The organism is Enterobacteriaceae bacterium Kacie_13 (assembly GCA_013457415.1).
In the GTDB taxonomy this organism is placed as follows: Bacteria; Pseudomonadota; Gammaproteobacteria; order Enterobacterales; family Enterobacteriaceae; genus Rahnella.
Window position 1 is genome coordinate 2,575,739 of the sequence record CP045665.1, and the last position, 11,284, is coordinate 2,587,022.

Below are 11,284 nucleotides of genomic sequence, written 5' to 3' on the forward strand. Positions count from 1 at the left end.
GCATAAACAACGGGCTATTTCTGCTCTTCAACGTTTCGCAGAAAGCGGATCGCTTGCGCTAAATCACGCGTACGCGGTGCAGGTGGCAAGCTGTTGAGGAAAACTTCGCCATACGGGCGCATTACCAGCCGGTTGTCGCAAATCACCATCACGCCGCGATCGTCGGTATCGCGGATTAACCGACCGACGCCCTGTTTAAGCGTGATCACCGCATCGGGTAATTGTACTTCATTGAACGGATCGCCGCCGCGCAGGCGACAATCCTCAATGCGCGCTTTAAGCAGCGGATCGTCCGGTGAGGTGAACGGCAGTTTGTCGATGATGACGCACGACAACGCATCGCCGCGCACGTCGACACCTTCCCAGAAGCTGCTGGTGGCAACCAGTAACGCATTGCCAGCTTCAACAAACTGCGCCAGCAGCTGGCCTTTACTGGTTTCACCCTGCAACAACACCGGCAGCGTGAGCGTGGCACGGAACTCTTCCGCCAGCTCACGCATCATCTGATTCGAGGTACACAGGAAGAAACAGCGGCCTTTATTGGCTTCGATAAGCGGCCTCAGCATGCGTGCCAGCTGTTTTGAAATACCGCGAACATTAGTCTCAGGCAGAAAGCGCGGCACGCACAACATGGCCTGCGTAGCGTAATCAAACGGGCTCGGAAGCAGCAGCGTTTCGGCGTCATCCAGCCCCAGACGGTCGGTAAAATGGTGCAGCTGATCGTTCACCGAAAGCGTCGCCGAGGTGAAAATCCACGCCCCCGGCTTTTCTTTCATCATGTCACTGAATTTGTCGGTGACTGACAGCGGCGTCAGCGCCAGGACAAAGTTGCGCGAGTTACATTCATACCAGTAGCTGTAGCCGGGAATCGAGACGTCCTTCAGGCGTTTGAGGCGGTTGCGGTAAAGCGTGGCGCGCTCGAAGGCGGCATCCAGCAAGGCTGAACGTCCCAGCGAGAGTTTGACCACGTCATAACACAACTCAAGAGCATCATCGAGCAGTAACAGCGCGCGCTGGATGGATGTCTGCCCGAGCACATCGCGCAGGTTGCCGCGAAAACCGGGCTCGCCGAGCGCCAGACGGAAATCCATCGTGCTCTGGCTGAGGCGGTCGGCACTTTTCTGTAACTGCACGGAATCGCGCACTTCGGTGCGGTAAGCGATGTTGATGTCTTTCGCCATGTCCAGCAGCTGGCGGCTGGTGAGCTGCTGGCCAAAATACTGGCTGGCGATATCGGGGATCTGATGGGCTTCATCGAAAATCATCACGTCAGCCTGCGGGATCAGTTCACCAAAGCCGCTCTCTTTGACCACCATATCGGCCATAAACAGATGATGGTTGACCACCACGACGTCGGCGTCCATCGCCTTGCGGCGTGCTTTCACCACGAAACACTCTTTATACAGCGGGCAGTCGCTGCCAAGACAGTTGTCATTGGTGCTGGTAACCAGCGGCCAGACAAAGCTGTCCTCCGGCACCACGTTACAGGTGCTAATATCGCCCTCTTCCGTATTGCTCGACCAGTGCCGCAGATGCGCCAGTTCGCTCAGTGCCTGACTGGCGAGATCGCCGCCGGACAGCGACTGCTGTTCGAGACGTTCCAGACACAGATAGTTTGAGCGCCCTTTCAACAGCGCCAGACGCCCTTTGAATTTCAGCGCGGCGGCGACTTTAGGCAGGTCGCGGGAATAGAGCTGATCCTGTAAGTTTTTAGAGCCGGTGGAGATGATGACTTTTTTGCCCGAACGCAATGCCGGGGCGAGATAAGCGTAAGTTTTGCCGGTACCAGTGCCGGCTTCCACCACCAGCCCCTGCCTTTCGCTAATGGCTTTGCTGACAGCCTGCGCCATCAGACGCTGAGGTTCACGAGGTTTAAAACCTTCAATTTTCTGCGCCAAAGCGCCGTCTGTTGCAAAATCGTCTGTCACGCTGTCTCTCTACCTGTACGGATCAGCAGTGATTATGCCAATCCCTTGCCTTCACTACCACCGCCATCTGCCAATCCAACGTATTCAGCCTTTGTGATACCCTTACCGCCATCAATAAAATGTGACCAACAGGAGCACACAAATTATGACTATCGAACGGATCCGACCTGAACCACGTATGTCCGATGTGGTCATCCACAACGACACGATTTATTACACCGCCGTACCAGAAAACCTGGACGCGAATGCGAAAGATCAGACAGCTGAAACGCTGGCGATTATCGATGCAGTGCTGACCGAAGCCGGTTCAGACAAAAGTAAAATCCTCGATGCCACGCTGTTTCTGGTGCACAAGGAAGATTTCCCGGCGATGAATGAAGCGTGGGACGCGTGGGTGTCTCCCGGGAATGCGCCAGTGCGCTGTACGGTGCAGGCCAACCTGATGAACCCGAAATATAAGATTGAAATCAAAATCATCGCGGCCCGTTAAGCGCTGGCAGCAGACATAAAAAAACCTCCCGCAGGAGGTTTTTTTATTTGGAACGTTATTACGCTTTTGCGCCAGCAACCGCTTCTTTCGCAAGCTCAGTGATTTTTGCGTAATCACCGTTTTCCAGCGCGTCCGCAGGTACCAGCCAGGAACCGCCGATGCACAGCACGCTTTTCAGCGCCAGATAGTCACGGTAGTTTTTCGGGGTGATCCCGCCGGTCGGGCAGAAACGCACTTGCGGGAACGGCCCTGCAATGGCCTGCAGCGCTTTCACACCGCCGTTGGCTTCTGCCGGGAAGAATTTAAACTCGCGCAGGCCAGCATCCAGTCCCATCATCAGTTCAGACACGGTGCAGATCCCCGGAATAAGCGGAATTGAACCGGCGTTGGCCGCTTTTAGCAGCGCGTCGGTCAGCCCCGGGCTGATGGCAAACTGCGCTCCGGCTTCGGTGACGTCGGCCAGCTGCTGTGGATTCAATACGGTACCGGCACCAATGATCGCTTCAGGCACTTCTTTCGCAATGGCACGGATAGCGTCCATCGCACAGGCAGTACGTAAAGTGACTTCCAGTACACGCACGCCGCCGGCAACCAGTGCTTTCGCCAGAGGAACCGCGTGTTCCAGCTTATTGATAACAATCACAGGAACAACCGGCCCTGAGGTCAGAATGTGTTCCGCGCTTGTTTTCCAGTTTTTCATCTTGTTCTCCATTCATGCCCGCAGGCATCGTTGTGATTGATGGCGCGCCCCTGCCACAGGGTCCGGTAACTTTTCAGAAAGAAGAAATCACCGGAAACCGACCACACCCGATTGGACAATACTTCTCTCCCCGTCCTGCTTGAAGCCGCAGCGGCGGTGGATACGCTCACTGCAACTTCAATTATTTGGGGGAGTTACTCATTTATTATTTTGGTTACTCGAACTCGTTCCATGAACGGCCGTCACGGGTGATCATCGCCACAGACGCGACGGGACCCCATGTTCCGGACTGGTACGGTTTTGGTGCTTCGCTTTCCGCAGCCCATGCGTTCATGATGGAGTCGACCCATTTCCAGGCTTCTTCTACTTCGTCACGACGCACGAACAGCGCCTGGATCCCACGCATGGTTTCCAGCAGCAGCCGCTCATAAGCATCGGCGATGTGCTGCTCGTTGAAGGTTTCCGTAAAGCTCAGATCCAGCTTGGTGGTTTGCAGACGGTGCTTGTGCTCCAGACCCGGCACTTTGTTCAGCACTTCAATCTCAATACCTTCATCCGGTTGCAGACGAATGGTCAGCTTGTTTTGTGGCAACTGCTGGTAAGAATCACGGAACAGGTTCAGCGCAGGGTTTTTGAAATACACCACGACTTCTGAACATTTGCTCGGCAGACGTTTACCGGTACGCAGGTAGAACGGCACGCCCGCCCACTGCCAGTTGTCGATATCCACGCGGATAGACACAAAGGTTTCCGTGGTGCTGGATTTCTTCGCGCCCTCTTCTTCCAGATAGCCAGGGACTTTTTTGCCCTGCACAAAACCGGCGGTGTACTGGCCACGTACGGTATTTTCACGCACGTTGGACTGATCGATGCGGCGCAGCGAGCGCAACACTTTGACTTTCTCGTCACGGATGCGGTCGGTGCTCAGATCAGCTGGCGGAGACATCGCAATCATGGTCAGGATTTGCAGCAGGTGGTTCTGGATCATATCGCGCATCTGACCCGCTTCATCGAAGTAACCCCAACGGCCTTCGATACCCACTTCTTCCGCCACAGTGATCTGCACATGATCGATGGTGCGGTTGTCCCAGTTACTGGCGAACAGGTTGTTGGCAAAACGCAACGCCAGCAGGTTCAGTACCGTTTCTTTACCCAGATAATGGTCGATACGGTAAACCTGAGATTCAGCGAAATATTCAGCGACCTGATCGTTAATGACCTGAGAAGACTCCAGTGAATGTCCCAGTGGTTTTTCCATCACAACGCGCGCAGGTTCTTTATTCAACCCGGCTTCGCCCAGACCACGGCAAATAGCCCCGAAGTGGCTTGGCGCAATCGCAAAATAGTTAATAGTGGCGCGATTCTTCTGGTCGAGCATTTTGCCCAACACTTTAAAATGCTTCAGATCGTTGACATCAAGGTTACAGAAATCAAGACGGGCACTGAGTTTTTCCCACAGTTCCGGATCAATTTTTTCTTTCATGAAGGTGGTCAGCGCTTCTTTGACCACTTCGGTATAGGCCGCTTTGTCCCATTCCGCACGTCCGACACCGATGATTTTGGTATCAGGGTGAATGTGACCTGCTTTCTCTAACTGATACAGGGAAGGCAACAGTTTACGACGCGCAAGATCGCCTTTTGCACCGAAAATAACCAGGTCACACGCCTGGGCTGTCTGGGTTACCGCCATGTTCTTCTCCTTAATGCAGGAATACCCTTCTTCCCCGTCATACTTTGCGCTGCAGATGCGTTGGCTGCGCGAAATATGACGGGGAGTGTATTTGGGTACATATTGTAATTTTATTTCAGCGACAATGTACTCTGATTGCCTGTAAGCCGTAAACCTTGATCTGAGTGCGTGATAAATCTCCGGAAAACCTTCTTTTTATCATAAGTCTCTGGGATACGGTCAAAACACACTGAATCCTGTAATTTTATGACAAAACCGAACTGAATTTACCATACTGAAAGTTAGATCCCGGTCAAACTCTGACAAAAAAAGCCGTTATTTCGCCTGACTGACGCTGCCAACGGGATAATGCGCGTAGTATATTTTCATCAAACAGACATGATTTCCTCTTTTCAAAGAAATCGTCGAAACCTATGAGTGGCATGTTTATGAATACATTGGAAAAAATTCAAACCCATCTCGACATTCTGAGTAAATCAGAACGAAAAGTGGCCGAAGTTATCCTGGCATCGCCTAACATAGCTATCCACTCCAGTATCGCCACTCTCGCCCGCATGGCCGATGTCAGCGAACCTACTGTAAACCGTTTTTGCCGTCGTCTCGACACAAAAGGGTTTCCGGATTTTAAATTGCATCTGGCACAAAGTCTGGCAAACGGCACGCCCTACGTGAACCGTAACGTTGACGAAGGTGACAGCGTCAGCGCCTATACCAGTAAAATCTTCGAATCGGCCATGGCAAGTCTCGATCAGGTAAAAAACACTCTCGACATTGCCGCTATCAACCGCGCCGTTGATTTGCTCACTCAGGCCAAAAAGATTTCTTTCTTTGGGCTGGGCGCATCCGCCGCAGTGGCGCATGATGCCATGAACAAATTCTTCCGCTTCAATATTCCCGTAGTGTACTTCGACGATATCGTCATGCAGCGCATGAGCTGCATGAACTCCAGCGAAGGCGACGTCGTGGTGCTGATTTCTCACACCGGACGCACCAAAAATCTGGTCGAACTGGCGCAACTGGCTCGTGAGAACGACGCCACGGTCATCGCCATCACCTCTTTTAATACACCGCTGGCGCACGAAGCAACGCTGGCGCTGTTACTGGATGTTCCGGAAGACACCGACGTTTACATGCCGATGGTCTCGCGTATCGCCCAGCTCACGCTGATCGACGTACTGGCCACGGGTTTTACGCTGCGCCGCGGCACAAAATTCAGAGATAACCTGAAGCGCGTCAAAGAAGCGTTGAAAGAATCGCGCTTTGATAAAGGGACAGTCATTCCTGCGCAGCCTGAGTAAGGCACCATATTAGTAACAAGTTGCAGATTTAATAGGGAATCTGGCCGGAAATCTTCGCGCAATGTGCGCAGGTTAAACGTCAGACACGAGGTCAGCGGGTCACACAGGTGAAACCCTTTTGTATTACAATTACACCTCAACCCAATGTGGACTCGCTGTTTTTTTGCAGTATCAGGCACCAGTTAAAGGAGTAAGGCATGTCCAGAAGACTCAGAAGAACGAAGATCGTTACCACACTCGGTCCCGCCACCGACCGCGACAATAACCTGGAAAAAATCATTGCTGCCGGCGCTAACGTCGTGCGCATGAACTTCTCACACGGCACCGCTGAAGACCACATTCTGCGCGCCAACAAAGTGCGTGAAATCGCCGCCCGCCTTGGCCGCCACGTGGCAATCCTTGGCGACCTGCAAGGCCCGAAAATCCGTGTATCCACCTTTAAGGAAGGCAAAGTCTTCCTCAATATCGGTGACAAATTCCTGCTTGATGCCAACATGAGCAAAGGCGAAGGCGACAAAGAGAAAGTCGGCATCGACTACAAAGGTCTGCCCGCTGACGTGGTACCGGGCGATATCCTGCTGCTCGACGATGGCCGCGTACAGCTGAAAGTGCTTGAAGTTCAGGGCATGAAAGTGTTCACAGAAGTGACTGTTGGCGGGCCGTTGTCCAACAACAAAGGCATCAACAAGCTGGGCGGCGGGCTTTCCGCTGAAGCCCTGACTGAGAAAGATAAAGCAGACATTATTACTGCGGCTAAAATGGACGTAGATTTCCTGGCAGTTTCTTTCCCACGCACCGGCGAAGATCTTAACTACGCACGCCGTCTGGCGCGTGCGGCAGGCTGTAACGCACAGATTGTCTCGAAAGTGGAACGTGCGGAAGCCGTGGCCACCGATGCGGCGATGGATGACATCATTCTGGCGTCTGACGTCGTTATGGTCGCGCGTGGTGACTTAGGCGTGGAAATCGGTGACCCGGAACTGGTCGGTATTCAGAAGAAACTGATCCGCCGTGCACGTCAGCTGAACCGTGCGGTAATCACCGCCACGCAGATGATGGAATCCATGATAACCAACCCGATGCCTACCCGTGCGGAAGTCATGGACGTGGCGAACGCCGTGCTCGACGGCACCGATGCGGTGATGCTGTCTGCGGAAACCGCTGCCGGTCAATATCCGTCTGAAACCGTTGCCGCGATGGCGCGCGTTTGTCTGGGGGCGGAAAAAATCCCAAGCATCAATGTTTCCAAGCACCGTCTGGACGTTGAATTCGATAACACCGAAGAAGCGATCGCCATGTCCGCTATGTATGCGGCCAACCACCTGAAAGGCGTAACGGCGATCATCTCGATGACCGAATCGGGGCGCACTGCGCTGATGCTTTCACGCATCAGCTCCGGTCTGCCTATCTTCGCGATGTCCCGTCATGAGCACACACTGAACCTGACCGCCATCTACCGTGGGGTAACGCCAGTGTTCTTCGACAGCCATAACGACGGCGTAGCGGCGGCGCAGGACGCGGTGAATCTGCTGCGTGACAAAGGCTACCTGCTCTCCGGCGATCTGGTGATCATCACTCAGGGTGACGTCATGAGTACCATCGGTACGACGAATACCAGCCGAGTCTTACGTGTTGAATAACATTTCGCGTTCAATGAAGGCAAGTGTAATAAATTAGTATTTAAAGCCCGCAGAAATGTGGGTTTTTTATTTATCCTCAAAATACTCCCTGACCCTGTTATTTGTAAGGACATATACGAAGTCGCATTGATCATTATTTTGCGACTCTGATGTCATATTTTTGACGTTTTCATATCCGCCAGATCATTCTGCATAAAATACCCTTTCTCTTTCTGCGCCTAAATATAACTTTTTATCTTCCCGGAGCGCTGTTTAAACGCAATAAAATGAATAAGAAATACAGATTACTCTGGTGTGATTATAAAGAATTTGAATATTTTCAGTCTTTTCATGTGATCTTTATCACATAAAATCATGAAATCCGCGCGGATGTGATAAATGTTCAACGCCAACGTTGAATGATAATGATTTGCATTTATAATGATTTCCATTCGTTAAATCCTTGTATAAATCCGCACTAAGGAAATCAAACAAGAGAAACTGCCTTATATTTTAGTTAATTCAGATTAAAAACACACATACCCGACAGGCATGGCCATAAGCCCTGCCCGATAACGCATACGTTCAAAACATAATCCCTGAAAATCCGGGCGGACGCCGCACGCCCGCAGCGGAATAACTGCCACATAACAAGGTGCCAAAAATGAGCCAGATAAATAATTGGGAACTGATGCAAAATCCCACCGGTTCCAAGCCTGAAATAAGCAAAAATCAGGGCTATATTTTCAATCAAAACAGCACGCCGGAATGGCAGACGCAGATTGAACAAGGCATTGAGTTAATTAAATCTCACATTAACCATACGGAAAAACCTTTTTCCGGCGTGTCTCCGGCTGAATTAGCCGAACAATTTCGCCATATTGATTTAACCAAACCTTTAGCCGGGACGCGGCTGGCGCTGGAAGAACTGGATGATTTATACCTTCAGCACGCCGTTTATTTCCATCACCCGAAATACCTCGCTCATCTCAACTGCCCGACCGTGGTGCCCTCACAGCTGGCAGAGCTGTTTATCAGCGCGATAAATTCCTCGGTGGATACCTGGGATCAGAGCGCGGGCGGCACGCTGATTGAGCAAAAGGTGATTGACTGGACGCTGGCACGCATTGGTTTCGGTGCGCAGTCGGACGGCATTTTCACCAGCGGCGGCACCCAGTCTAACCTGATGGCAATGCTGCTGGCCCGGGACAGTCACTGCAAACGTACCCGCCCGCAGCACAGCATCAAATATCAGGGTCTGCCGCCAGAAGCCAACCGTTGGCGAATTTTCAGCTCGCAGGTCAGCCATTTCAGCATTCAAAAATCTGCAGCCCTGCTCGGTCTGGGTTATGACGCCGTGGTGCCGGTTGCCTGTGACAGCGCATTTCGCATGGACATCAATGCGCTGAAAATAGAAATCGAACGCTGCCATGCAGAAGGCCTGATCCCAATTGCGATTGTCGCCACCGCGGGTACCACCGATTTTGGCAGTATCGATCCGCTCCATGACATCGCCGAAATCTGCCGTAAAGAGAAGATCTGGATGCACGCCGATGCTGCTTATGGCTGTGGATTGCTGGTTTCACCGCAACACCGCCAGCGCATCGAAGGCATTCATCTGGCGGATTCTGTCACCGTTGATTATCACAAATCCTTCTTCCAGCCGGTGAGTTGCAGCGCATTTCTGGTTAGCGACCACAGCCATCTGGAGCACGTAACGCATCACGCGGAATACCTCAACCCGCTCAGCGCCAAGCTCGAAGGAACGCCTAATCTGGTGAACAAAAGCATTCAGACCACCAAACGGTTTGATGCCCTGAAGATGTGGCTGACACTGCGCGTGATGGGTCAGCAGGCGCTGGGTGAATCATTCGACGTACTGCTCGAACGCGCCAGGGAAACTCATCAGATGATGGAAAACAACCCGAATATCGAAGTCCTGCACAAGCCAGAACTGAGCACGCTGGTGTTCCGCTTTGTGCCGCGCATGTCGATGAGCCATGAACAAATTGACATCATCAATGCCGACATCCGTAAGGCGATTTTCCGCGACGGCAGCGCTGTGATTGCAGGCACCAAAGTTCATCAGCGCCAGTACCTGAAATTCACCTTACTGAACCCGATGACCACCACGGAAGACATCGCCGACGTGCTCGGTCTCATCACGCATTACGGCAAAGAATTGACTGCCGCCGCGCTGAGCGCCGCCAAAAACCGGTAACAGGAGCTGCACCATGAACATCACCCCGTCCCAACAGACGTACGACTTCATCGCCATCGGCATCGGCCCTTTTAACCTCGGTCTGGCCTGTCTGACAGAGCCAGTTAAAGAGCTGAATGGCCTGTTTTTAGATCAGAATGATGGCTTCGACTGGCACACCGGCATGATGCTGGAAAGCGCCCATTTGCAGACGCCTTTCATGGCCGATTTAGTGACGCTGGCCGATCCGACCAGCCCTTACAGCTTCCTGAATTACCTGAAGCAGCAAGGCAAGCTCTACTCTTTCTACATTCGTGAAAACTTCTTCATGATGCGCAAAGAGTTCAACCAGTACTGCCAGTGGGCGTGCGAACAGCTGACCAGTCTGCAATTTTCCACACGCGTGGAGCTGGTGACCTGGGATGCGGCACAGGAATGCTATCTGGTGCATGCGCGTTCGACTCAAGGCGCCGATAAGCAAGTCTATCGCGCGAAACGTCTGGTGCTCGGCACCGGCCCTTCACCGTGGATGCCCGCCTGCGCCCGTGACGCCGGAAGCAACGTGCATCACTCCTCAGCGTATCTGCCCAACAAAGAACAGGTGCAAAATTCCAAATCCATTACCGTGGTCGGCAGCGGACAGAGCGCGGCGGAGATTTACTACGACCTGCTTTCTGATATCGATAAGTACGGTTATCAGCTGACATGGGTGACGCGCGCGCCGCGCTTCTACCCGCTGGAATACAGCAAACTGACGCTGGAAATGACCTCGCCGGAATACATCGACTACTTCCACGACCTGCCGATGAGCAAACGCGACCAGCTGAATCGCGAGCAGAAGGGCTTGTACAAAGGCATTAACGCCAGCCTGATAAACGACATCTACGATCTGATGTACACCAAGCGTCTCGACGGGCCGCTTAAGGTCGATATGTATACCCATTCGGAACTGACCGCCCTCACCCGCAACCGCAGCGGTCAGCTTGAGATGAGCCTGTTGCATCACGAACAACAGCAGGAATATCGCCACAAAACTGAATCGGTGATCCTCGCCACCGGCTACAGCTATCAGCCGCCGCAGTTTATCGAAGGGATCTATAACCGTATTCAGTGGGACGACGCCGGACGCTACGCTGTCAACCGCAACTACAGCATTGATGCCCACAATCAGATCTTCGTACAAAACGCCGAACTGCACACCCACGGCTTCGTCACGCCGGATTTGGGTATGGCGTGTTACCGCAACAGCACCCTCATCCGCGAAATGCTGGGTAAAGAGGTTTACACGGTGGAGAAATCGATCGCCTTCCAGACCTTCTGTGCCCGCAGTCTGGCAGACCAATAACGGAGAAATGCCCG

General features: G+C 52.7%; 8 protein-coding genes. 5 read left to right on the plus strand and 3 right to left on the minus strand.

Annotation, left to right across the window (positions count from 1 at the left end; translation table 11 throughout):
* Nucleotides 1–14: 14 nt before the first annotated feature.
* Nucleotides 15–1,928 carry an ATP-dependent helicase gene (locus tag GE278_11660; GenBank protein QLK61384.1) on the minus strand — a complete coding sequence of 638 codons (1,914 nt, stop codon included), beginning with the start codon at nucleotides 1,926–1,928 and terminating at the stop codon, nucleotides 15–17.
* A 145-nt stretch (nucleotides 1,929–2,073) separates the two neighbouring features.
* On the opposite strand from GE278_11660, the gene GE278_11665 reads away from it, so the two are divergent.
* Nucleotides 2,074–2,418 (plus strand): RidA family protein, encoded by a 345-nt coding sequence (locus tag GE278_11665; protein QLK61385.1) that lies wholly within the window; start codon nucleotides 2,074–2,076, stop codon nucleotides 2,416–2,418.
* Nucleotides 2,419–2,476: 58 nt separating this feature from the next.
* On the opposite strand, the gene eda is transcribed toward GE278_11665, so the two are convergent.
* Nucleotides 2,477–3,118, minus strand: a complete 642-nt coding sequence (gene eda, locus GE278_11670) for a bifunctional 4-hydroxy-2-oxoglutarate aldolase/2-dehydro-3-deoxy-phosphogluconate aldolase (GenBank protein QLK61386.1) — start codon at nucleotides 3,116–3,118, stop codon at nucleotides 2,477–2,479.
* Between the two features lie 214 nt (nucleotides 3,119–3,332).
* The gene (gene zwf, locus GE278_11675; protein ID QLK61387.1) at nucleotides 3,333–4,808 is read right to left on the minus strand and encodes a glucose-6-phosphate dehydrogenase; all 1,476 of its coding nucleotides are present in this window, start codon (nucleotides 4,806–4,808) and stop codon (nucleotides 3,333–3,335) included.
* A gap of 428 nt (nucleotides 4,809–5,236) precedes the next feature.
* Between zwf and hexR the strand changes: the two genes are divergently transcribed.
* From hexR to GE278_11695, 4 genes are all read left to right on the plus strand, one after another.
* Nucleotides 5,237–6,106 carry a transcriptional regulator HexR gene (hexR, locus tag GE278_11680; GenBank protein QLK61388.1) on the plus strand — a complete coding sequence of 290 codons (870 nt, stop codon included), beginning with the start codon at nucleotides 5,237–5,239 and terminating at the stop codon, nucleotides 6,104–6,106.
* 197 nt (nucleotides 6,107–6,303) lie between these two features.
* Entirely contained in the window at nucleotides 6,304–7,746 is a 1,443-nt protein-coding gene (pyk, locus tag GE278_11685) for a pyruvate kinase (GenBank protein QLK61389.1), read from the plus strand.
* Between the two features lie 643 nt (nucleotides 7,747–8,389).
* Nucleotides 8,390–9,946 carry a pyridoxal-dependent decarboxylase gene (locus tag GE278_11690; protein ID QLK61390.1) on the plus strand — a complete coding sequence of 519 codons (1,557 nt, stop codon included), beginning with the start codon at nucleotides 8,390–8,392 and terminating at the stop codon, nucleotides 9,944–9,946.
* Nucleotides 9,947–9,959: 13 nt separating this feature from the next.
* Nucleotides 9,960–11,270, plus strand: a complete 1,311-nt coding sequence (locus tag GE278_11695) for a SidA/IucD/PvdA family monooxygenase (protein ID QLK61391.1) — start codon at nucleotides 9,960–9,962, stop codon at nucleotides 11,268–11,270.
* Nucleotides 11,271–11,284: the final 14 nt, after the last annotated feature.